Genomic DNA, 21,422 nt, shown 5'->3' on the forward strand with positions numbered 1-21,422 from the left:
TCGGGCGGCGCGACGCCAGCCGCCTGACCGCAGACTCTCTTCCCTCAGGAAGGGGGTCTATGCCGCCTCCTGGCGCTTCACCAGCCGCACATCAATCCCGCTCTTACGCAGTCCTTCCAGGCTTTCCGTCGGAATCCCTTCATCGACAATAATCATATCAATGCGTTGCGTATCGATGATCTTATGCAGGCTCGAACGATTAAATTTGGTGGAATCGGTGACGACGATAATGCGTTCCGCCACTTCACACATCCGTCGGTTCAGGCGGGCTTCATCTTCATTGTGGGTGCTCACACCGCGATCGAGGTCGATGGCGTCGACGCCAAGAAAAAGCATATCGAAGTGGTAATTCAGCAAAGACTGTTCGGCCTGATCGCCATAAAACGACTGCGACTGACGGCGCAGATGTCCGCCGGTCATTAACAGTTCTACCCCTTCGGCAGCCAGTAGCGCATTCGCCACATTCATCCCGTTGGTCATCGCAATAATGTCCGAATGCTGATGCAGCATGCGGGCGATTTCATAGGTGGTGGTCCCGGAGTCGAGAATAATGCGATGCCCCGGCTGAATCAGTTCTACCGCCGTCCGCGCAATGCTGCGCTTCACTGCGGTATTGAACGAACTTTTATCTTCCACCGACGGTTCGGGAGCCGGCATGGTCCCATCGCAGATCAGCGCGCCACCGTAGGCGCGAACCGCAATCCCCTGTTTTTCAAGGAAGGCCAGATCGTTGCGAATGGTGACCGTCGAGACGCCGTATAAAAGGGAAAGATCGTTCACCTGCACGCTTCCCTGCTGCCGTAAGCGCTGGATAATCTGCTCCCGCCTTTCACTGGTGCCGCTGGTGCGCTTATCTGCAGAAGAGTCGCTGCCGCTCATAAGTATTCCTTTCATCAAATCTTTCGTTTCATTTCGATTCCCCTATTAACACCTTTCTTTTAGCGGAAAGCAAGCCCCACAACGCCAGGGGGAAGCGTAACGCCCCTCGCTGAAACCTTTCATTATGTTTCTTTTGTGAAACAGATCGGAAAACCATTATCTTTCGTTTTATTTTTACATCACCATGAAGCAGTATTAAATGAAATAAAACGAAAGATTGATCTCATTACCATCCGAAATGGAGAGGAAAGTGAAACATCTGACAAAAATGGTGGTGCAGCATAAACAAGGTGGGGGCAACGGTATTTATGCCGTCTGTTCCGCCCATCCACTGGTACTTGAGGCCGCCATTCGTTACGCCCGGGCGCAGCAGACCCCGCTACTGATTGAAGCCACATCCAATCAGGTCGATCAGTTTGGCGGTTATACCGGCATGACGCCGGCTGATTTCCGCGGCTTTGTCCACCAGCTCGCCGATTCGCTCGATTTTCCTCAATCACAGCTGATCCTCGGCGGCGATCATCTTGGGCCCAACCGCTGGCAAACCCTGCCTGCTGCCCAGGCGATGGCGAATGCCGATGATTTAATAAAAAGCTACGTCGCCGCCGGTTTTAAAAAGATCCACCTCGATTGCAGTATGTCCTGCGAAGGCGATCCGTTACCGCTAACCGATGACATCGTCGCCGAACGCGCCGCGCGGCTGGCTCAGGTGGCGGAAGAGACCTGTCGCGAACGTTTTGGCGAATCTGACCTGGTCTACGTCATCGGCACCGAAGTCCCCGTCCCAGGCGGGGCCCATGAAACCCTGACCGAACTACAGGTCACGACGCCTGATGCCGCGCGTGCGACGCTGGAAGCACATCGGCATGCCTTTGAGCTACGCGGGCTGACCCACATCTGGCCACGTATCGTCGGGTTAGTGGTACAGCCCGGCGTCGAATTCGATCACACGCATATCATCGACTATCAACCCCTGCGAGCCAAAGCGCTTAGCGCCATGGTTGAAGACTATGACGCGCTGGTCTTTGAAGCCCACTCGACCGATTACCAGACGCCGCAGGCGCTGCGGCAGCTGGTTAAAGATCACTTTGCTATTTTGAAGGTTGGCCCGGCGCTCACCTTCGCCCTGCGTGAAGCGTTGTTCTCACTGGCGGCAATCGAGGAAGAACTGCTGCCTGCGAAGGCCTGCTCCGGACTGCGTCAGGTGCTGGAAAACGTGATGCTCGATCGCCCGGAATACTGGCAAAACCACTATCACGGCGATGGTCATGCGCGGCGTCTGGCGCGAGGCTATAGCTATTCAGACCGCGTGCGCTACTACTGGCCGGATAGGCAAATCGATGAGGCGTTTGCCCGCCTGGTGCGTAATCTCGCGGACTGGCCGCTCCCGCTGCCGCTCCTCAGTCAGTATATGCCGCTGCAGTACATCAAAGTTCGCGAGGGCGATCTCAAGGCGGAGCCGCGAGAACTCATCCTCGATCACATTCAGGACATACTGCAGCAGTACCACGCCGCCTGTGTGGGCATGACGTCCCATAACGCATAACAACGAAGAGGAAAACGCGATGCCAAACATTGTCTTAAGCCGTATTGATGAACGTTTGATCCACGGTCAGGTGGGTGTCCAGTGGGTCGGATTTGCCGGAGCGAACCTGGTACTGGTGGCCAATGATGAGGTTGCTGAAGACCCGGTACAACAGAACCTGATGGAAATGGTCCTGGCGGAAGGGATCGCCGTACGCTTCTGGTCACTGCAAAAGGTTATCGACAATATCCACCGCGCCGCCGATCGACAAAAGATTCTGCTGGTCTGCAAAACGCCCGCCGATTTCTTACGCCTGGTCGAAGGCGGCGTTCCCGTCACACGTATCAACATAGGCAATATGCACTACGCCAATGGCAAACAACACATTGCCAAAACGGTTTCTGTAGACGCTGACGATATTGCGGCGTTTAACGGCCTGAAGGCCGCCGGGGTGGAATGCTTTGTTCAGGGCGTTCCGACAGAACCCGCTTTGGATCTCTTTAAACTACTCTGAGGGATTCATAATGGAAATCAGTCTGTTGCAGGCATCTGCGTTGGGCATTCTGGCCTTTATTGCGGGCCTGGATATGTTCAATGGCTTAACACACATGCATCGCCCGGTGGTGCTCGGCCCGCTGGTTGGCCTGATTCTCGGCGATCTGCATACCGGTATTTTAACCGGCGGTACGCTGGAACTGGTCTGGATGGGGCTGGCCCCGCTGGCCGGTGCTCAGCCGCCAAACGTGATTATCGGCACCATCGTCGGCACCACCTTTGCCATTACCACCGGCGTGAAACCTGACGTTGCCGTCGGTGTCGCCGTGCCCTTCGCCGTCGCAGTACAAATGGGGATCACCTTCCTGTTCTCGGTGATGTCAGGCGTGATGTCCCGCTGCGACCGTATGGCAGCGAATGCCGATACCCGCGGTATTGAACGGGTGAACTATCTGGCGCTGCTGGCGCTGGGGGTTTTCTATTTTCTCTGTGCTTTTCTGCCGATCTATTTCGGCGCGGAACATGCGAAAACGGCCATTGATGTCCTGCCTGAGCGCCTGATCGACGGTCTCGGGGTGGCTGGCGGCATTATGCCTGCTATCGGCTTCGCCGTGCTGCTGAAAATCATGATGAAAAACGTCTATATCCCCTATTTTATCATCGGTTTTGTCGCCGCAGCCTGGCTGAAGCTACCGGTGCTGGCCATTGCCGCCGCGGCGCTGGCAATGGCGTTAATAGACCTGCTGCGTAAATCTCCTGAACCGACTGCTTCTGCGGCACAGAAAGAGGAATTCGAAGATGGCATCTAATCAAACCACTCTGCCAGGCGTCTCCGCTCCTGAAGAGACGTTGCTTTCCGGCGTGAATGAAAACGTCTACGAAGACCAGAGTCTCGGTGCGGAGCTGACGAAAAAAGACATTAACCGCGTCGCCTGGCGGTCCATGCTTTTACAGGCCTCGTTCAACTATGAACGTATGCAGGCTTCAGGCTGGCTGTACGGTCTGCTGCCGGCGTTGAAAAAGATCCATACCAATCAACGCGACCTGGCACGAGCCATGAAAGGGCATATGGGGTTCTTCAACACCCACCCTTTTCTGGTGACTTTTGTTATCGGCATCATTCTCGCCATGGAACGTTCCAAGCAGGATGTCAACAGCATTCAGAGCACCAAAATTGCCGTGGGTGCCCCGCTCGGCGGGATTGGCGATGCAATGTTCTGGCTGACGCTACTGCCCATTTGCGGCGGGATTGGGGCCAGCCTCGCGCTACAAGGCTCTATCCTCGGCGCGGTGGTGTTTATTGTGCTGTTTAACGTGGTCCATCTCGGATTGCGCTTTGGTCTTGCGCACTACGCGTATCGTATGGGGGTGGCGGCGATCCCTTTGATTAAAGCCAATACCAAAAAAGTCGGACACGCGGCGTCGATTGTTGGCATGACGGTCATTGGCGCGCTGGTGGCCACCTATGTCCGCCTCAGCACCACGCTGGAGATCACCGCGGGTGATGCGGTGGTGAAACTGCAAACCGATGTCATCGATAAACTGATGCCGGCGTTTCTGCCGCTGGTTTATACCCTGACCATGTTTTGGCTGGTGCGCCGCGGCTGGAGCCCGTTGCGCCTTATCGCGCTCACCGTTGTGCTGGGCGTTGTGGGTAAATTCTGCCACTTCCTGTAAAGACAAAGAGGTATTCGATGTTAGGCATTATTTTGACGGGGCATGGCGGCTTTGCCAGCGGTATGGAAATGGCGATGAAGCAAATTCTGGGTGAACAATCGCAGTTTATTGCTATCGACTTTCCAGAAACCTCAACCACGTCCCTGCTGACGGCGCAGCTTGAGCAGGCAGTCAACGCACTGGATGCGCAGAACGATATCGTTTTTCTGACCGATCTCCTGGGGGGAACCCCCTTTCGCGTAGCCTCGACGCTGGCAATGCAAAAACCCGGGCGCGAGGTGATTACCGGCACGAATTTGCAGCTACTGCTTGAAATGGTGCTGGAACGAGAAGGGCTGAACAGCCAGGCGTTTCGCCTGCAGGCGCTGGAATGCGGGCATCGCGGGTTAACCAGTCTGGTCGATGAACTGGCGCGCTGTCGCGAAGAAAAACCGGTTGAGGAAGGAATATGACGCACATTCTGCGTGCCAGACGCTTGCTAACCGAGCAGGGCTGGCTTGCCGATCATCAGCTTCGTATGGACGCGGGCGTAATCACCGCCATCGAGCCCATCCCGGTTGGCGTCACCGCTCGCGATGCCGATCTGCTTTGCCCGGCCTACATCGATACGCATGTTCACGGCGGCGCGGGCATGGATGTGATGGACGAGGCAGCGGAAGCACTCGACAGGCTGGCGATGTATAAAATTCGCGAGGGAGTGGGAGCCTGGCTCCCCACCACCGTCACCGCGCCGTTGCAGGCCATCCACCGTGCGCTGGAACGTATCGCCCGGCGCACGCTTTCCGGCGGCCCCGGCGCCCTGGTACTGGGGAGCTATCTTGAAGGCCCCTATTTCACGCCAGAGAATAAAGGCGCCCATCCCCCTGAATTGTTCCGTGAACTGGATATCGCCGAGCTGGATACGTTGATTGCTCGCTCCCGGAAAACGCTGCGGGTCGTGGCCCTGGCGCCGGAAAAAGCGGATGCCATACGGGCGATTCACCATCTTAAACAGCAGGGTATCCGCGTCATGCTGGGCCATAGCGCCGCTACCTATGCACAGACCCAAGCGGCATTTACCGCAGGCGCCGATGGGCTGGTGCATTGCTACAACGGCATGAGCGGATTACATCATCGGGAGCCTGGGATGGTCGGTGCCGGGTTAACCAGCCGGCACGCATGGCTGGAACTTATCGCCGATGGCCATCATGTCCACCCTGCCGCCATGCAATTGTGTTGCCGCTGCGCCAAAGAGAGGCTGGTCCTGATCACCGATGCGATGCGGGCAGCCGGCATGCCGGATGGCCACTATTCGCTGTGCGGCGAAGAGGTAGAAATGCGTAAGGGCATCGTACGTACCGCTACCGGTGGCCTCGCGGGCAGCACGCTCTCTCTTGATGCCGCCGTTCGCAACATGGTTGAACAAGCAGGGGCCGCGCCAGAAGAGGCCATTCATATGGCATCGCTCCACCCTGCTCGTCTGTTGGGTATCGACGATCGGCTGGGATCGCTGCGGACGGGAAAGTGCGCGAACGTTATTGCGCTGGATGACAACCTGCATCTGCAAAAGATCTGGGTTCAGGGACAGGCTCTCCCTCTTTAATCCTTTCGTTATGCATCACATTGGCCTTCGACCTGGAGCCGAAAGGCCTTTCCTTTTCTTTCTGAAATAGCGACAAACAGATAATAAAATTAAATAACACATTATTTATCATAATGTTAAAAACAAAATTCTCTTAAAGGTCACAGTTTTCGTTTTATTTCCAACTGCTTTCATTGAACTTTCGATTTCTTTCCTATAGATTTTATCTAACTGATCACATGAATAAGTGAAACGAAACGAAAGATAGCGACATTTTTGCCAGCGTCTGATGTGGAATTCACACGACTAAGGACTGAGTTATGCCTGAAACCTATACCGCCGCCTGTGCCTCGACTGGCACCTGGACTGAAGCAGAGATTCGTCAACAGCCCTCCTGTTGGCTTCGCTCACTCAACAACATCGACAATAATCGTGCAACGATCGACAGCTTCCTCGCCCCGCTGCTGCGCAAAAACGATCTGCGGATTGTCCTGACTGGTGCTGGCACTTCTGCCTTTATCGGCGAGATCATCGCGCCCTGGCTGTCGCGCCAGAGCGGAAAAAATATCAGCGCGATCCCGACCACTGACCTGGTCAGCAACCCCATGGACTACTTTAACGCCGCGCATCCGCTGCTGCTGGTCTCCTTCGCCCGCTCCGGCAATAGCCCGGAGAGCGTCGCCGCCGTTGAGCTGGCCAATCAGTTCGTACCGGAATGCTACCACCTGTCGATTACCTGTAATGAAGCCGGCAACCTGTACCAAAATGCGGTGAACAGCGATAACGCCTTTGCGCTATTGATGCCGGCAGAAACACACGACCGCGGCTTCGCAATGACCAGCAGTATCACCACCATGATGGCAAGCTGCCTTGCGGTATTCGCGCCGGAGAAGATCAACAGCAAAACCTTCCGTGACGTGGCGGATCGTTGCCAAACGATCCTCACGTCGCTGGGTGATTTTAGCGATGGTGTATTTGGTGATGGGCCGTGGAAACGGATCGTCTATCTTGGCAGCGGCGGATTACAGGGCGCGGCGCGTGAATCGGCCCTCAAGGTCCTGGAGCTGACCGCCGGCAAACTGGCGGCATTTTATGACTCTCCGGTCGGCTTCCGCCACGGCCCTAAATCGCTGGTGGATAGTGAAACGCTGGTGGTGGTGATGGTGTCCAGCCATCCCTATACCCGTCAGTACGATCTCGATCTACTGGCCGAACTGCGTCGCGACAACCAGGCCATGCGCGTGGTGGCGATAGCCGCCGAAAGCGCTGCCGCTGTCAAATCCGGCCCACACATCCTTTTACCGTCGGCTTCCCGCGTCTTCAGCGATGTTGAGCAGGCGTTCTGCTTTCTGATGTACGCCCAGACATTTGCGCTCGCACAATCTATCCGCGTTGGCAATACGCCGGATACCCCTTCCGCCAGCGGTACGGTTAACCGCGTGGTGCAAGGTGTCGTCATTCACCCCTGGAATGCTTGAGAGGAGCGCATCATGAGTATTATTTCAACAAAATATCTCCTGCTGGACGCCCAGGCAAAAGGCTATGCGGTCCCGGCATTCAACATTCATAACGCCGAGACGATCCAGGCGATCCTCGAAGTCTGCAGTGAAATGCGATCGCCGGTGATCCTCGCAGGGACGCCGGGCACGTTTAAGCACATCGCGCTGGAGGAGATCTATGCACTATGCAGCGCTTACTCCACCACCTACGACATGCCGCTGGCGCTGCACCTCGATCATCATGAATCGCTGGAAGATATTACCCGTAAAGTGAATGCCGGCGTCCGTAGCGCCATGATCGATGGCAGCCATTTCCCGTTTACTGAGAATGTCCGGCTGGTGAAATCGGTCGTGGATTTTTGCCATGCCCGTGATTGCAGCGTAGAGGCAGAACTCGGACGCCTGGGCGGCGTGGAAGATGACATGAGCGTTGATGCTGAAAGCGCTTTTCTGACCGATCCACAGGAGGCAAAACGGTTTGTTGAACTGACCGGTGTTGACAGCCTCGCGGTGGCTATCGGCACCGCCCACGGGCTCTATAGTAAAACGCCAAAAATCGACTTCCAGCGTCTGGCGGAAATCCGTGAGGTCGTGGATGTACCGCTGGTGCTGCACGGCGCCAGCGACGTACCTGACGATTACGTCCGCCGCACCATCGAACTGGGGGTGTGTAAAGTCAACGTCGCCACCGAGCTAAAAATCGCCTTCGCCGCGGCGGTCAAAAAATGGTTCGCCGAAAATCCGCAGGGTAACGATCCTCGCTACTACATGCGCGTCGGTATGGATGCCATGAAAGAGGTGGTCAGACACAAAATCACCGTCTGCGGCTCAGCCAGCCGTCTACTGCTGCCCGCTGAAGCCTGATCGCTTTCGCAGGCGGTCATGATACGCCTCTGTCCCACAGCGTTATTCCCGACAGGATAACGCTGATAAAACGAAAACAAAGGACCTCTGCCCCATGAAAAAAGCGCTCAATGTTTCGTTGCTCGCCCTGTTTATTTCACAAAGCGCCTTTGCGGCGAACTATGCCCTGAATAACGACAGTATGGCTTTCTCATTCGATGATGCCAGCTCGGCTGTGGTGGTTAAAGATACCCATTCCGGCCATCAGCTGTCGCCTCAGGAGCCATTCTTTCTGACGCTGCCGGACGAGACCGTTATCCATGCGGCCGACTTTAAAATCAGACACGTTGAGAAAAAAGAGAATGCGCTGGTGGTGGAGTACGCTCACCCTGATTTCAACGTGACCATGACGCTGAATTTGCTGAAAGGCAAGTACGCCAGTATCGATTACACCCTTGCCGCCGTGGGTAAAGCGCAGAATGTCGCGAAAATCACCTTCTTCCCGACCAAAAAGCAGGCGCAGGCGCCTTACGTGGATGGCGCAATTAACAGTTCGCCGATTATTGCCGATACGTTTTTCATGTTGCCGAATAAGCCTGTCGTCAGTACTTATGCCTATGAAGGCACCACCCATCTCAACGTCGAACTTAAAACGCCCGTCCAGCCAGAAACGCCGGTGAGCTATACCACCTGGTTTGGCACCGTGGCAGAAACCAGCCAGCTGCGCCGCAGCGTTAACCAGTTTATCAATGCCGTTCGCCCGCGCCCTTATAAACCCTACCTCCACTACAATAGCTGGATGGACATCGGCTTCTTTACCACCTACACCGAGCAGGACGTGCTGGGGCGTATGGATGAATGGGATAAGGCATTTATTACCGGCCGCGGCGTACCTCTCGATGCTTTCCTGCTGGATGATGGCTGGGACGATCGTACCGGCAGATGGTTATTTGGCCCGGCATTCAGCCAGGGTTTCAGTAAGGTCAGGGAGAAAGCGGACAGCCTGCATAGTTCGGTTGGTTTATGGCTCTCGCCGTGGGGCGGTTACAATAAACCGCGCGATATTCGCGTCTCTCATGCCAAAGAGTATGGTTTTGAAACGGTCGACGGTAAATTTGCGCTCTCCGGGCCTCGTTATTTCAAGAACTTCAATGAACAGATCGCCCGTCTGATTAAGAACGAACACATCACCTCCTTCAAACTGGACGGCATGGGCAACGCCAACTCGCATATTCAGGGTAGCCCGTTTGCTTCCGATTTCGATGCCTCCATCGCCCTGCTGCACAACATGCGTAGCGCCAACCCGAACCTGTTTATCAACCTGACGACCGGCACCGATGCCAGCCCGTCGTGGCTGTTCTACGCTGATTCAATCTGGCGTCAGGGCGATGATATCAATCTGTACGGTCCCGGAACGCCGGTACAGCAGTGGATGACCTATCGCGACGCGGAAACCTGGCGCTCGATCGTGCGTAAGGGGCCGTTATTCCCGCTTAATTCCTTGATGTATCATGGCATTGTCAGTGCAGAGAATGCCTATTACGGACTGGAAAAAGTGCAGACCGACAGCGATTTTGCCGATCAGGTGTGGAGCTATTTCGCCACGGGAACCCAGCTACAAGAGCTTTACATCACGCCGTCCATGTTGAACAAAGCCAAGTGGGACGTTCTGGCAGAGGCGGCAAAATGGTCGCGTGAGAATGCCCGCGTACTGGTGGATACACACTGGGTCGGCGGCGATCCGACGGCGCTTGAGGTATATGGCTGGGCATCCTGGAGCAAAGACAAGGCGATACTGGGGCTGCGTAACCCTGCGGATAAAGCGCAAAGTTACTACCTGAACCTGACCAAAGACTTTGAAATTCCTCAGGGTGAAACAACCCGGTTCACTCTGACCGCTCGCTACGGCAGTAACCCAACGGTTCCGGAGCAATATCAGGACGCCGTGGTGATTACGCTACAGCCGCTGCAAACGCTGGTTTTTGAAGCTACGCCGATCCAATAAGATCGATGGCCCGGAGTTCCCGGGCCTGTCTCTTATCCCTGCTGCTCCAGGGCATATTTATACAGCGCATTTTTTTTCACGCCGTGAATTTCCGCGGCCAGCGCAGCGGCTTTTTTCAGCGGCAGTTCCGCCTGCAGCAGGGCCAGCGTGCGCAGCGCGACTGCCGGCAGGGCCTCTTCCTGCGCTTTCAACCCTTCGACGATCAGCACCATCTCGCCTTTACGTCGGTTCTCATCCTCTTTCACCCACGCCAGCAGCTCGCCAATGGGCGCACCGTGAATGGATTCCCAGGTTTTGGTCAGCTCACGCGCCAGCACCACGTAGCGGGACTCTCCCAGCACCGCGCAGATATCTTCCAGGCTTTCCAGCAGGCGGTGGGTTGATTCGTAAAAGATAATCGTGCGTGGCTCTTCTTCCAGTGCCTTCAGCGTATCGCGGCGCCCTTTTGATTTTGCCGGCAGGAACCCTTCGTAGCAGAAACGATCGGAAGGCAAGCCCGCCGCGCTTAACGCCGCAATGGCGGCACAGGGGCCCGGAAGCGGCACCACGCGGATATTCGCTTCGCGACAGGCCCGTACCAGGTGATAGCCAGGATCGTTGATCAGCGGTGTCCCGGCGTCAGACACCAGCGCAATGTTCTGCCCGTCTTTTAATTTCGCCAGAAGTGTTTCAGCTTTTTGCTGTTCATTGTGGTCGTGCAGCGCAAATAAACGGGCGTTAATCGCAAAATGCTGGAGAAGCAAACCGGTGTGGCGGGTATCTTCCGCAGCAACTAAATCAACGGCTTGTAGCACTTCCAGGGCACGCTGCGTGATATCAGACAGATTTCCGATCGGAGTGGGCACAATATAGAGCTGCCCCTGAGAATTATCTGCTGATTCGTGTTGTTTCATTGTCTCGTCCGTATTGCCGAATTAATATTGAGCATTGAGCCAAAAAAATATCACTGGATACATATGGTACCGTCAACATTTCTTCGTTCTAAACCCGCGCGTTGTCTGCCCGTACTGCTGGCTGCATTGATCTTCGCTGGCTGCGGCACCCATACCCCGGATCAAAGCACGGCGTTTTTACAGGGTACGGCACAGGCAGATTCCAGTTACTACCTCCAGCAAATGCAGCAAAGTTCGAATGATAGCAAGACCAACTGGCAATTACTCGCCATTCGTGCACTGTTGCAGGAAGGCAAAAAACAGCAGGCCATCGATCTGTTCAACCAGCTGCCGTCTAATCTCAACAGCACCCAGACCCGCGAACAATCCCTGCTGGCCGTCGAAGTGAAGCTGGCGCAGAACGATTTCCAGGGCGCTCAGGCGCTGCTGGCTAAGCTCGATCCTGCCAGTTTTGAGCACAATCAGCAGCCGCGATACTGGCAGGCGCAGATTGATGCCAGCCAGGGCCGTCCGTCAATTACCCTGCTGCGCGCCCTGATCGCCCGGCAAGCGCTGCTGAGTCAGCCGAAACAACAGCAGCAGAATATCGACGCGACCTGGAAAGCGCTCACCTCAATGACCCAGGATCAGGCTAACGCGCTGATCATCAATGCCGATGAAAACGTGCTCCAGGGATGGCTGGATCTGCAACACATGTGGTTTGACAACCGCAACGATCCCACTCTGCTCAAAGCCGGCGTGAAAGACTGGCAAACCCGCTATCCGCAGAACCCTGGCGCGAAAATGTTGCCAACGGCGCTGGTGAATATGCAAAATTATAAACCGGCTTCAACCAATAAGATTGCGCTCCTGCTGCCGCTCAACGGCCAGGCCGCCGTCTTCGGCCGTACCATTCAGCAGGGATTTGAAGCAGCGAAAAATGGCGCGCCGACCGTTGCCGGAAGCGCCGTTCCTGCCCAGGTTGCGCAGGCCGCCAGTGTCGCCAGTAGCGACGTCGTGAGCCCTTCGCAGGCGGAAGTAGGCGACCTGACCTCGGCCAATACCACGCCGACTCCTGTGCAGGCGCCGGCAGCCGATCGGGCACCGGCTCCGGTGACGGCACCGACCGCCGCTCAGGCCGCCGTGGCGCCGAATCAGCCAGCCACCAGCAATACTGGCACGACGAGCGCTCAACCCGCGGTCACCGCCCCGCAGGCCCAGACGGTTGCCACGGCCCCGGCCAATCCTGCGGCTGAACTGAAAATTTACGACACCACCGCGCAACCCATGAGTCAGTTGCTCGCGCAGGTACAGCAGGATGGCGCCACCCTCGTCGTCGGCCCGCTACTCAAAGATAACGTCGAGGATGTCATCAAGAGCAACACCTCGCTCAACGTGCTGGCGCTGAACCAGCCGGAGAAAGTCGAAAATCGCGCCAATATTTGCTATTTCGCCCTTTCGCCGGAAGATGAAGCCCGTGACGCGGCGCGTCATATTCACGATCAGGGCAAACAAACGCCGCTGCTGCTGGCACCTCGCGGCGCACTCGGCGATCGCGTAGTGAGCGCCTTTGCCAACGAGTGGTTAAAACTGGGCGGTGGTACCGTCCTGCAGCAGCGCTTCGGCTCAACTTCCGAGCTGAAATCCAGCGTCAACAGCGGTATCTCTCTGAGCGGAACGCCCGTTTCTACGCTGCCGTCAGCGGCTGACAGCGCCACCGGCAACCCGGAAGAGGCTCCGGTGAGCAGTAGCGGTGGCGTCGATGCCGCCTGGATCCTGGCGACGCCGGAACAGATTGCCTATATCAAACCCATGATCGCCCTGCGCAACGGCAGTCAGAGTAATGTCACCCTGTACGCCAGCTCCCGTAGCGCCCAGGGCACTGCCGGTCCGGATTTCCGCCTTGAGATGGAAGGTTTGCAGTATAGTGAGATCCCGATGCTGGCCGGCAGCAACCCGGCGCTGATGCAGCAGGCGCTCACCGCCGTGCGTAACGATTATTCGCTGGCGCGCCTGTATGCGATGGGCGCGGATGCCTGGTCGCTGGCCAACCATTTCGCCCAGATGCGCCAGACGCCGGGCTTCGAGCTGAACGGTAACACCGGCGATTTGACGGCCACGCAGGACTGCGTGATCAACAGGAAATTGTCATGGCTCAAGTACCAGCGCGGACAGATTGTCGCCGCCAACTAACCAAACAGACCGGAGATGCCTGGGAAAACCAGGCTCGCCGGTGGCTGGAAAGCCAGGGTCTGCGTTTTATCGCCGCCAACGCTCGTGAGCGAGGTGGCGAAATTGACCTCATCATGCGCGATGGCGCGGTAACCGTTTTTGTGGAGGTGCGCTATCGGCGCAGCGCAAGCTACGGAGATGCCGCCTCCAGCGTCACGCAAAAAAAACAACAAAGACTCCTCCAGGCTGCTCGCCTGTGGCTCTCCCGACAGAATGGGAGCTTTGACACTGTGGATTGCCGTTTCGATGTGGTAGCCTTCACCGGAAACGACATCCAATGGCTGAAAAACGCCTTTGGCGAATAGCGTAAATGAATTAAGGGATCCCGTGCTCGATAGAATTAAAGCCTGCTTCACTGAAAGCATTCAAACCCAAATTGCAGCAGCGGAAGCTCTCCCGGATGCCATCTCTCGTGCGGCCTTGACCCTGGTTCAGTCGTTACTCAATGGCAACAAAATCCTCTGTTGTGGCAATGGCACCTCTGCCGCCAATGCACAGCATTTTGCTGCCAGCATGATTAATCGTTTTGAAACAGAGCGTCCTGGTTTACCCGCCATTGCACTAAATACCGATAATGTGGTCTTAACCGCAATTGCCAACGATCGCCTGCATGACGAAATCTACGCCAAGCAGGTTCGCGCGCTAGGCCACGCAGGTGATGTTCTGCTGGCTATTTCCACGCGCGGCAATAGTCGGGACATCGTGAAAGCCGTTGAGGCTGCGGTCACCCGCGATATGACCATCGTCGCACTTACCGGCTACGATGGCGGTGAGCTGGCGGGTCTGCTGGGGCAGCAGGATGTCGAAATACGTATTCCGTCCCATCGCAGCGCGCGAATTCAGGAAATGCATATGCTCACCGTTAACTGCCTGTGCGATTTAATTGATAACACGCTTTTTCCACACCAGGACGATTAAGGAGAACACATGAAGGCTCTCTCGCCCCTTGCCATCATTCTTTCTGCGCTACTGCTACAAGGATGCGTTGCCGCAGCGGTAGTCGGAACGGCCGCTGTCGGCACCAAAGCCGCCACGGACCCGCGTACGGTAGGTACTCAGGTTGATGACAGTACGCTGGAACTGCGCGTCAACAGCGCGCTGTCGAAAGACGAGCAAATTAAGAAGCAGGCCCGGATTAACGTGACGGCCTATCAGGGTAAAGTCCTGCTGACCGGTCAGTCTCCGGTGGCAGACCTCTCCGCGCGCGCGAAGCAAATTGCGATGGGCGTCGAAGGGACAACGGAAGTCTTTAACGAAGTGCGTCAGGGCCAGCCGATTGGCTTAGGTACCGCCTCTTCCGACACCTGGATTACCACAAAAGTGCGCTCTCAGCTGTTGGGATCCGATCAGGTAAAATCGTCAAACGTCAAAGTAACGACCGAGAATGGCGAAGTGTTCCTGATGGGTCTGGTCACGGAACGTGAAGGTCGCGCGGCGGCAGATATTGCCAGCCGGGTCAGCGGCGTGTCGCGCGTCACCACCGCCTTTACCTATATCAAATAAACGCGCCCCCCGGCTTGCGCTACGCTGAGCCGGGCTACGGATGTGCTGTCCCGTAGCCCGGGTGAGGCGTGTACGCCGCGACCCGGGAGAACGATATCAACCCCAGCCCGCCAGCCACCACACCACCGGCCCCGTAGCCCGGGTAAGGCGTGTACGCCGCGACCCGGGTGAATGATATCAACCCCAGCCCGCCAGCCAGCACGCCACACAGCGCCACCGGTCCCGTAGCCCGGGTGAGGCGTGTACGCCGCGACCCGGGTGAATGATATCAGCCCCAGCCCGCCAGCCAGCCACCGCGCCACACCACCAGCCCCGTAGCCCGGGTAAGGCGTTTACGCCGCGACCCGGGTGAATGATATCAACCCCAGCCCGCCAGCCAGCCACCGCACCGCACCACCAGCCCCGTAGCCCGGGTAAGGCGTGTACGCCGCGACCCGGGTGAATGATATCAACCCCAGACCGCCAGTCACCGCACCGCACAGCGCCACCAATCCCGTAGCCCGGGTGAGGCGTGTACGCCGCGACCCGGGAGGGTTATATCAGCGCCAGTCCGCCAGTCACCGCACCGCACAGCGCCACCAACCCACCGGTCAGCCACAGCGCTTTCGCCGGAAAAGCCTTACGCAACATAATCAACGACGGCACGCTGACCGCAGGCAACGTGATAAGCAGCGCCAGCGCCGGGGCAAACCCCATTCCCGCCAGCATCATGGTTTGGACGATAGGGATCTCCGCCGCGGTAGGGATGACAAACAGACAGCCGGCTATCGCCATCGCTATCACCCAGAACAGGGTATTCCCCACCACGCCATCGGCATGCGGGAACAGCCAGACGCGCGCCGCTCCCAGCACCAGGACCGCCAGAATATAGACCGGGATAGTGTTCCAGAACAGGGTCCAGAGCGCGCTCAGCCAGCGGGTGAAAAAAGGCCCCTGTGCGGTATCACCGACAGCCGGAAGGTCTGACGGTTGCGTTGCCGCCTCTTTGACCCATTTTTGCACCAGCGTCGCCACGATCAGCACCGTTGCCAGCCCGGCAACCAGGCGAATCAAGGCAAACTGCCAGCCCAGCACAAAGCCCATAAATACCAGCGTTGCCGGATTCAGCAGCGGGTTGCCCATCCAGAATGCCAGCGCGCCGCCCATCGATACCTGCTGCTTACGCATTCCCGCCGCGACCGGTGCGGCGCAGCAAGTACACATCATACCGGGCAGAGAAAACAGCACACCTGAGAGCGTACCGCGAAATCGCGATTGACCCAGCGTACGCAGCAGCCAGTCGCGTGGGATCAGCACCTGAATCAGCGAACCGAGCAGCACGCCCAGCACCGCCGCTTTCCAGACCGCCAGGAAGTAGACCACCGCGTAGTCCCATGCCGCTTTCAGCGGGTTAGCGTCGGCCTGGGCCAGAATTGATTTGCCGATACTGTGGGTTTCTGCGGCCGTAAACGCCTTGCCATAGTAAGGCTGCCATTTAACGAACCACAGGCCAACGATAACAACGAGAAAAAACAGCGCGGGCTTCCACCATTGAAACGGTGATGCCGCCCGAGATGAAGACTGACCAGCCATAGTATTCCCCAGGAAGGATGTGGTGATGTGAAGCGCAGAATACTACCCTTCGCGGGTCGCAATTTCACGCAGTTTTGCCGATGGCAGAATCGTCACGCCTTCCCGTCCAGGGGTCAGCGCTTCGCTCAGCATCGCTTGCGCCACCTCATGGGCAGGGATAGATTTCCAGTTTCCCGGCAGCAGTCGGAACAATGGCGCCAGCACCGCTTCGTTTGCCCTTTTTTTATCGCGATCGCCCAGCAGCATCGACGGGCGCAAAATCGTCAGACGCGTCCACGGCTGTGCACGCAGCGCCTCTTCCATTTCGCCTTTAACGCGGTTGTAGAAGAACATCGAATGCGGGTTGGCCCCCATCGCGCTGACCACCAGCATGTGCTTCGCGCCCAGCCGGAGCCCGGTGAGCGCCGTATCCACCACCAGTTGGTAGTCGGCCTGAATGAAGGCGGCTTGACTGCCCGCGTCTCGCAGCGTAGTCCCCAGACAGCAAAACACGATATCGACGGGGTCAACAACCTGCGCCAACGCATCGCTCAGCTGAGGGGCATGTGGATTCAGCACCCCCTCGGCATCCGCCAGCGGGCGGCGGGTTGCGGCAGTTATCGCCGCAATGCCCGGCGCCTGAATTAACAGTCGAAGTAAGTGCCCACCAACCAACCCGGTAGCCCCTGTTATTAGCACCTGGCTCATTATGCCCCCTGAAAAATCAACCCTTCAGCAGCGGATGCCGCGGTAACAAAAGTATGCGGGAAATGTCAGACTCTGCACGCCCGTTACGACTTCACTGGCTATCGGATTGACGGAGCCAGTGTAACTTGGTGCCGAACCCCAGCGTGTTATCGGTAAACTTGAGCTCATCCGGACGGATTTCCCAGACCGGCGCCCGCAGCATCCTGGCGATCGGAAAGCGGTTGACGTACCGCGCGCGCATCGCCGCTTCCTCGTCGCCGGAAAGACGGCGAATTTCACCTTTAAACTGGACGCCGCGAATGCGGGCTACGGTTTTCGGCTGGCCATTTACGGTGCCGGCAACCTTTGCGCGCAGGCCGGTCATCTGCCCATGGCGGGTATGGTCATCACTCAGGAGATAGAAGGCGACGTTTTGCGCGTCATACACATAGAACGCATTGGCGCACCACAGCTCTCCCTCACTGGCAACGCACCAGCTAATCACATGCTGTTTGCCAAGCCAGCGGCTGATAGCAGCAAGCGTATCCATCTTTACTCTCCGGTATGTTATGGTGCATCTACCTTAACATACCGACCTTTCTACCGTGCGCTGGTTTCTCTATCTGATACGTACCGCCGATAATCGCCTTTATACCGGGATTACTACCGATGTTGCGCGCCGTTTTTGTCAGCATCAGGATGGCAAGGGAGCAAAAGCATTGCGGGGAAAAGGCGAGCTGCAGCTGGCGTTCAGTCAGGAAGTTGGTGAACACTCACTTGCATTACGACTGGAGTATCGCATCAAGCAGCTAACGAAGCGCCAGAAAGAGCGCCTCGTTGCCGGTGATGGTTCTTTTGAGACTCTGCTGGAGAGCCTCAGAGGCGGTTAAAGCGATCGCAGTACTCTACCAGCCCATGCACCCCTTCCAGCGCGTCATCGGCCAGCGGGCGTACCTGGAACGCCTCGGCGGTATCCGGCCAGCGGCAACGCAGATCGAAGCGGGCAGCCGGCTCAAAGCCAAGGCGCCCGTAGAGGGCCGGATCGCCCAGCGTCACCACTGCGGCATAGCTAAACTCATTTAATGAATCCAGCCCTTCGTAGACCAGCTGGCTGCCGATGCCCTGGCCGCGATAGTTTTCATCTACCGCCAGCGGCGCCAGTCCGACCCACTGCAGCTCTTCGCCTTCAACGGAGACCGGGCTGAAGGCGACGTAGCCAATAACCTGCCCTTCATCATCTGTCGCCACCACGCCCAGCGTGATCAGACCGTCTTCACGTAAATCGTGCACCAGCTGCGCTTCGGCATCGCTGCCAAACGTACGGCGCAATAACGCGTCGATTCCCGGTGCATCAATCCCAATTTCAACTCGAATCAGCATGCCTCACCTACCGATGTCTGTTCAGGTTTCCGCGGGCCGTTTAGCCCCGCTTCAACAAAGTCAGCCAGCTGCAGCAGCATCACGCGCAGCGCTTTTGGCATCTGCTCCAGCTCAATGGCATCCATCAGGTTTTTTACATACAGCCCCAGCTCAGTATCGCCTTCGATGACCAGCCGACGCTGGAAGAACAATGTATCCGGATCCTGTTTACGCGCGACAATCATCAGCAGATCGCTGGCATCGGCGCTGAAGCTCACATCCGCTTCGGCCGTAGCGCTGACCACCAGACGCCCATCGCTCACCGAGGTATACCACAGCAGACCGATATCACGCACATTAATACTTAACCAGCGGCCTTCGAGAAAATCCAGTTCGCCATCCTCCAGAGCCTGACGAAACTGCCAGCTTAATACCTGCTCCAGCACCTGGCGCTTGAGGGCAAAAGGCGCCAGCTTAACCGGCACGCTCATCAAAGACGGGCCAAAGTGGACCAGCCGGGAACGCAATTTATCCAACACAAGCCTTACTCCATGAAAGCAATAGTTCCGCTATTGTGCCATATCAAATAAACGACATAGCGGCGTAAATCAACAAAATCACCACGACGGGTACCTATTATTGGCGCCGCCAATACGCTTTTAACTGCCTCAAATCAAAAATTGTCACCAGAAGGTTAACTAAAATCCCTGCTCATTAACCCTATCAGCGTCCCTTCGGGCCGCATTTTTCAGGAAAAGTTATGGAGCTGCTCTGCCCAGCCGGCAACCTTCCGGCACTTAAGGCGGCCATCGAAAACGGTGCCGACGCCGTCTATATCGGGCTGAAAGATGACACCAACGCCCGCCACTTTGCCGGTCTTAATTTCACCGAAAAGAAACTGCAGGAAGCCGTGAGCTTTGTGCATCAGCACCGTCGTAAGCTGCATATTGCGATCAATACCTTTGCGCATCCTGACGGCTATGCCCGCTGGCAGCGCGCGGTAGACATGGCGGCGCAGCTGGGCGCGGATGCTTTAATCCTTGCCGATATCGCCATGCTGGAATACGCCGCGGAGCGTTATCCACATATTGAACGCCACGTTTCGGTACAGGCGTCAGCAACCAATGAAGAGGCGGTGCGTTTCTATCAGCGCAATTTCGATGTCGCCCGCGTCGTGCTGCCGCGCGTGCTGTCAATTCATCAGGTAAAACAGCTGGCCCGCACAACGCCGGTGCCGCTGGAGGTCTTCGCCTTCGGTAGCCTGTGCATCATGGCGGAAGGCCGCTGCTACCTCTCTTCCTACCTGACCGGCGAATCGCCGAATACCGTCGGCGCCTGTTCCCCTGCGCGCTTTGTTCGCTGGCAGCAAACGCCGCAGGGTCTCGAATCACGCCTCAACGAAGTGCTGATCGATCGCTACCAGGATGGTGAAAATGCGGGCTACCCGACGCTGTGCAAGGGCCGCTATCTGGTAGATGGCGAGCGCTATCATGCGCTGGAAGAGCCGACCAGCCTGAATACGCTGGAGCTCCTGCCGGAACTGATGGCGGCAAATATTGCGTCGGTGAAAATTGAAGGTCGTCAGCGCAGCCCGGCCTATGTCACCCAGGTGGCGAAAGTCTGGCGTCAGGCGATCGACCGCTGCAAAGCCGATCCGCAAAACTTTATTCCGCAATCCGCATGGATGGAGACGCTCGGTGCGATGTCCGAAGGGACACAAACCACTCTTGGCGCCTACCACCGTAAATGGCAGTGAGAAAAGTCATGAAATATTCATTAGGGCCGGTGCTTTACTACTGGCCGAAGGAGACGCTGGAAGATTTTTACCAGCAGGCCGCGCGCTCCAGTGCCGATACGATCTATCTGGGCGAAGCCGTATGCAGCAAACGTCGCGCCACCAAAACAGGCGACTGGCTGGAGATGGCGAAAGCGCTGGCCGGCAGCGGTAAGCAGGTGGTGCTCTCCACGCTTGCGCTGGTGCAGGCCTCTTCCGAACTCAATGAGCTGAAGCGCTATGTCGATAACGGCGAATTTCTGATCGAAGCCAGCGATCTTGGCGTCGTCAATATGTGCGCAGAGCGCAAACTGCCGTTCGTCGCCGGACATGCGCTCAACTGCTATAACGCCGTCACCCTGCGTCTGCTGCGTAAACAGGGAATGACCCGCTGGTGTATGCCGGTTGAACTGTCTCGCGACTGGCTGGTGAATCTGCTCACCCAGTGCGAAGATCTTGGTCTGCGCGATCAGTTCGAAGTGGAAGTCCTGAGCTACGGCCATCTGCCGCTGGCCTATTCTGCGCGCTGCTTTACCGCACGTTCCGAAGATCGGCCAAAAGACGAATGCGAGACCTGCTGCATCAAGTACCCGAACGGGCGCAGCGTGCTGTCCCAGGAAAATCAGCAGGTGTTTGTCCTGAATGGTATTCAGACCATGAGCGGCTATGTCTATAACCTCGGCAACGAACTGGCGTCGATGCAGGGGCTGGTCGATATGGTGCGCCTGTCCCCGCTGGACAACGATACCTTTGCCATGCTTGATGCTTTCCGCGCCAATGAAAACGGCGCCTCGCCGCTGCCGCTGATCGCCAACAGTGACTGTAACGGTTACTGGAAACGGCTGGCCGGGCTGGAACTGCAGTCCTGAAAATAGCTCACTTTGTTAACAGCATGCTTCGTCTTTTCATGCAGTATGAACGCTGCAGCTTTTCTGGCCGACGCTCGCTGAATGCGCCAGG

The 21,422-nt window shown here is 56.9% G+C and carries 23 protein-coding genes; 16 read left to right on the forward strand and 7 right to left on the reverse strand.

Translation table 11 applies throughout. From position 1 onward, the window contains the following. Window positions 1–57: 57 nt before the first annotated feature. On the reverse strand, window positions 58–879 hold the full coding sequence (locus FNY10_RS21860; protein WP_160704479.1) for a DeoR family transcriptional regulator: 822 nt from the start codon (window positions 877–879) through the stop codon (window positions 58–60). A 238-nt stretch (window positions 880–1,117) separates the two neighbouring features. On the opposite strand from FNY10_RS21860, the gene kbaZ reads away from it, so the two are divergent. From kbaZ to FNY10_RS21905, 9 genes are all read left to right on the forward strand, one after another. Then, on the forward strand, window positions 1,118–2,425 hold the full coding sequence (gene kbaZ / locus FNY10_RS21865; RefSeq protein WP_160704386.1) for a tagatose-bisphosphate aldolase subunit KbaZ: 1,308 nt from the start codon (window positions 1,118–1,120) through the stop codon (window positions 2,423–2,425). Window positions 2,426–2,444: 19 nt separating this feature from the next. Continuing rightward, window positions 2,445–2,918 (forward strand): PTS N-acetylgalactosamine transporter subunit IIB, encoded by a 474-nt coding sequence (agaV, locus tag FNY10_RS21870; protein ID WP_160704384.1) that lies wholly within the window; start codon window positions 2,445–2,447, stop codon window positions 2,916–2,918. A 10-nt stretch (window positions 2,919–2,928) separates the two neighbouring features. Beyond that, a complete protein-coding gene (gene agaW / locus FNY10_RS21875; protein WP_100685523.1) occupies window positions 2,929–3,708 on the forward strand; it encodes a PTS N-acetylgalactosamine transporter subunit IIC in 780 nt (259 codons plus the stop codon). Beyond that, window positions 3,698–4,576: a PTS N-acetylgalactosamine transporter subunit IID gene (gene agaE, locus FNY10_RS21880; protein WP_015585675.1), complete on the forward strand. Its 879-nt coding sequence runs from the start codon at window positions 3,698–3,700 to the stop codon at window positions 4,574–4,576. The genes agaW and agaE overlap by 11 nt, the downstream gene beginning before the upstream one ends. A 17-nt stretch (window positions 4,577–4,593) precedes the next feature. Further along, window positions 4,594–5,028, forward strand: a complete 435-nt coding sequence (gene agaF, locus FNY10_RS21885) for a PTS galactosamine/N-acetylgalactosamine transporter subunit IIA (RefSeq protein WP_160704382.1) — start codon at window positions 4,594–4,596, stop codon at window positions 5,026–5,028. After that, entirely contained in the window at window positions 5,025–6,158 is a 1,134-nt protein-coding gene (gene nagA, locus FNY10_RS21890) for an N-acetylglucosamine-6-phosphate deacetylase (RefSeq protein ID WP_160704380.1), read from the forward strand. The genes agaF and nagA overlap by 4 nt, the downstream gene beginning before the upstream one ends. Window positions 6,159–6,457: 299 nt before the next feature. Next, entirely contained in the window at window positions 6,458–7,615 is a 1,158-nt protein-coding gene (locus tag FNY10_RS21895) for an SIS domain-containing protein (protein WP_160704378.1), read from the forward strand. 12 nt (window positions 7,616–7,627) lie between these two features. Next, window positions 7,628–8,500, forward strand: a complete 873-nt coding sequence (gene kbaY / locus FNY10_RS21900; RefSeq protein ID WP_100685527.1) for a tagatose-bisphosphate aldolase subunit KbaY — start codon at window positions 7,628–7,630, stop codon at window positions 8,498–8,500. Window positions 8,501–8,594: 94 nt separating this feature from the next. Beyond that, window positions 8,595–10,484, forward strand: coding sequence for an enterotoxin (locus FNY10_RS21905; RefSeq protein WP_131048484.1), 1,890 nt, complete (start codon window positions 8,595–8,597; stop codon window positions 10,482–10,484). A 32-nt stretch (window positions 10,485–10,516) separates the two neighbouring features. Here FNY10_RS21905 and rsmI read toward each other — a convergent pair whose 3' ends face one another. Next, the gene (gene rsmI / locus FNY10_RS21910; RefSeq protein WP_131048483.1) at window positions 10,517–11,377 is read right to left on the reverse strand and encodes a 16S rRNA (cytidine(1402)-2'-O)-methyltransferase; all 861 of its coding nucleotides are present in this window, start codon (window positions 11,375–11,377) and stop codon (window positions 10,517–10,519) included. Between the two features lie 63 nt (window positions 11,378–11,440). Between rsmI and FNY10_RS21915 the strand changes: the two genes are divergently transcribed. The 4 genes from FNY10_RS21915 to dolP are packed head-to-tail and all read left to right on the forward strand — an operon-like array spanning window position 11,441 to window position 15,091. Then, a complete protein-coding gene (locus FNY10_RS21915) occupies window positions 11,441–13,549 on the forward strand; it encodes a penicillin-binding protein activator (RefSeq protein WP_141963320.1) in 2,109 nt (702 codons plus the stop codon). After that, complete coding sequence (locus FNY10_RS21920; RefSeq protein ID WP_100685531.1) at window positions 13,507–13,893, forward strand: YraN family protein; 387 nt, start codon at window positions 13,507–13,509, stop codon at window positions 13,891–13,893. Before FNY10_RS21915 ends, FNY10_RS21920 begins: the two co-directional genes overlap by 43 nt. Before the next feature lie 22 nt (window positions 13,894–13,915). Further along, a complete protein-coding gene (diaA, locus tag FNY10_RS21925) occupies window positions 13,916–14,506 on the forward strand; it encodes a DnaA initiator-associating protein DiaA (protein ID WP_004868024.1) in 591 nt (196 codons plus the stop codon). 9 nt (window positions 14,507–14,515) lie between these two features. Continuing rightward, window positions 14,516–15,091, forward strand: a complete 576-nt coding sequence (gene dolP, locus FNY10_RS21930) for a division/outer membrane stress-associated lipid-binding lipoprotein (RefSeq protein ID WP_100685532.1) — start codon at window positions 14,516–14,518, stop codon at window positions 15,089–15,091. 534 nt (window positions 15,092–15,625) lie between these two features. Here dolP and FNY10_RS21935 read toward each other — a convergent pair. The 3 genes from FNY10_RS21935 to FNY10_RS21945 form a co-directional block, all read right to left on the reverse strand. Next, window positions 15,626–16,663: a permease gene (locus FNY10_RS21935; protein ID WP_131048481.1), complete on the reverse strand. Its 1,038-nt coding sequence runs from the start codon at window positions 16,661–16,663 to the stop codon at window positions 15,626–15,628. Window positions 16,664–16,705: 42 nt separating this feature from the next. Continuing rightward, window positions 16,706–17,350 carry an NAD(P)H-binding protein gene (locus tag FNY10_RS21940; RefSeq protein WP_141963318.1) on the reverse strand — a complete coding sequence of 215 codons (645 nt, stop codon included), beginning with the start codon at window positions 17,348–17,350 and terminating at the stop codon, window positions 16,706–16,708. A gap of 91 nt (window positions 17,351–17,441) precedes the next feature. Then, complete coding sequence (locus FNY10_RS21945; protein WP_141963316.1) at window positions 17,442–17,879, reverse strand: YhbP family protein; 438 nt, start codon at window positions 17,877–17,879, stop codon at window positions 17,442–17,444. Window positions 17,880–17,934: 55 nt separating this feature from the next. Between FNY10_RS21945 and FNY10_RS21950 the strand changes: the two genes are divergently transcribed. After that, complete coding sequence (locus FNY10_RS21950) at window positions 17,935–18,219, forward strand: GIY-YIG nuclease family protein (protein ID WP_004868040.1); 285 nt, start codon at window positions 17,935–17,937, stop codon at window positions 18,217–18,219. On the opposite strand, the gene FNY10_RS21955 is transcribed toward FNY10_RS21950, so the two are convergent. Then, the gene (locus tag FNY10_RS21955) at window positions 18,206–18,709 is read right to left on the reverse strand and encodes a GNAT family N-acetyltransferase (RefSeq protein WP_100685536.1); all 504 of its coding nucleotides are present in this window, start codon (window positions 18,707–18,709) and stop codon (window positions 18,206–18,208) included. The two genes, FNY10_RS21950 and FNY10_RS21955, sit on opposite strands and share 14 nt — an antisense overlap. Then, window positions 18,703–19,227, reverse strand: coding sequence for a ubiquinone anaerobic biosynthesis accessory factor UbiT (gene ubiT, locus FNY10_RS21960; RefSeq protein WP_160704376.1), 525 nt, complete (start codon window positions 19,225–19,227; stop codon window positions 18,703–18,705). The genes FNY10_RS21955 and ubiT overlap by 7 nt, the downstream gene beginning before the upstream one ends. 221 nt (window positions 19,228–19,448) lie before the next feature. Between ubiT and ubiU the strand changes: the two genes are divergently transcribed. Both ubiU and FNY10_RS21970 read left to right on the forward strand, forming a co-directional pair. Next, entirely contained in the window at window positions 19,449–20,444 is a 996-nt protein-coding gene (gene ubiU, locus FNY10_RS21965; protein WP_131048478.1) for a ubiquinone anaerobic biosynthesis protein UbiU, read from the forward strand. Between the two features lie 8 nt (window positions 20,445–20,452). Then, window positions 20,453–21,331: a U32 family peptidase gene (locus FNY10_RS21970; RefSeq protein WP_160704374.1), complete on the forward strand. Its 879-nt coding sequence runs from the start codon at window positions 20,453–20,455 to the stop codon at window positions 21,329–21,331. The last annotated feature ends 91 nt before the right edge of the window (window positions 21,332–21,422 follow it).

The organism is Klebsiella sp. Lac1 (genome assembly GCF_009825425.1).
In the GTDB taxonomy this organism is placed as follows: Bacteria; Pseudomonadota; Gammaproteobacteria; order Enterobacterales; family Enterobacteriaceae; genus Klebsiella; species Klebsiella electrica.

Excerpts from the sequence above, each read along its gene's own strand:
- agaF (WP_160704382.1), top strand. The coding sequence starts at position 4,594 with ATGTTAGGCATTATTTTGACGGGGCATGGCGGCTTTGCCAGCGGTATG.
- kbaY (WP_100685527.1), top strand. The coding sequence starts at position 7,628 with ATGAGTATTATTTCAACAAAATATCTCCTGCTGGACGCCCAGGCAAAA.
- FNY10_RS21940 (WP_141963318.1), bottom strand. The coding sequence starts at position 17,350 with ATGAGCCAGGTGCTAATAACAGGGGCTACCGGGTTGGTTGGTGGGCAC.
- FNY10_RS21895 (WP_160704378.1), top strand. The coding sequence starts at position 6,458 with ATGCCTGAAACCTATACCGCCGCCTGTGCCTCGACTGGCACCTGGACT.
- FNY10_RS21935 (WP_131048481.1), bottom strand. The coding sequence starts at position 16,663 with ATGGCTGGTCAGTCTTCATCTCGGGCGGCATCACCGTTTCAATGGTGG.
- kbaZ (WP_160704386.1), top strand. The coding sequence starts at position 1,118 with ATGGAGAGGAAAGTGAAACATCTGACAAAAATGGTGGTGCAGCATAAA.
- FNY10_RS21945 (WP_141963316.1), bottom strand. The coding sequence starts at position 17,879 with ATGGATACGCTTGCTGCTATCAGCCGCTGGCTTGGCAAACAGCATGTG.
- rsmI (WP_131048483.1), bottom strand. The coding sequence starts at position 11,377 with ATGAAACAACACGAATCAGCAGATAATTCTCAGGGGCAGCTCTATATT.
- agaW (WP_100685523.1), top strand. The coding sequence starts at position 2,929 with ATGGAAATCAGTCTGTTGCAGGCATCTGCGTTGGGCATTCTGGCCTTT.
- FNY10_RS21920 (WP_100685531.1), top strand. The coding sequence starts at position 13,507 with ATGGCTCAAGTACCAGCGCGGACAGATTGTCGCCGCCAACTAACCAAA.
- nagA (WP_160704380.1), top strand. The coding sequence starts at position 5,025 with ATGACGCACATTCTGCGTGCCAGACGCTTGCTAACCGAGCAGGGCTGG.
- FNY10_RS21970 (WP_160704374.1), top strand. The coding sequence starts at position 20,453 with ATGAAATATTCATTAGGGCCGGTGCTTTACTACTGGCCGAAGGAGACG.
- dolP (WP_100685532.1), top strand. The coding sequence starts at position 14,516 with ATGAAGGCTCTCTCGCCCCTTGCCATCATTCTTTCTGCGCTACTGCTA.
- agaV (WP_160704384.1), top strand. The coding sequence starts at position 2,445 with ATGCCAAACATTGTCTTAAGCCGTATTGATGAACGTTTGATCCACGGT.
- ubiU (WP_131048478.1), top strand. The coding sequence starts at position 19,449 with ATGGAGCTGCTCTGCCCAGCCGGCAACCTTCCGGCACTTAAGGCGGCC.
- FNY10_RS21860 (WP_160704479.1), bottom strand. The coding sequence starts at position 879 with ATGAGCGGCAGCGACTCTTCTGCAGATAAGCGCACCAGCGGCACCAGT.
- FNY10_RS21915 (WP_141963320.1), top strand. The coding sequence starts at position 11,441 with ATGGTACCGTCAACATTTCTTCGTTCTAAACCCGCGCGTTGTCTGCCC.
- FNY10_RS21955 (WP_100685536.1), bottom strand. The coding sequence starts at position 18,709 with ATGCTGATTCGAGTTGAAATTGGGATTGATGCACCGGGAATCGACGCG.
- FNY10_RS21905 (WP_131048484.1), top strand. The coding sequence starts at position 8,595 with ATGAAAAAAGCGCTCAATGTTTCGTTGCTCGCCCTGTTTATTTCACAA.
- agaE (WP_015585675.1), top strand. The coding sequence starts at position 3,698 with ATGGCATCTAATCAAACCACTCTGCCAGGCGTCTCCGCTCCTGAAGAG.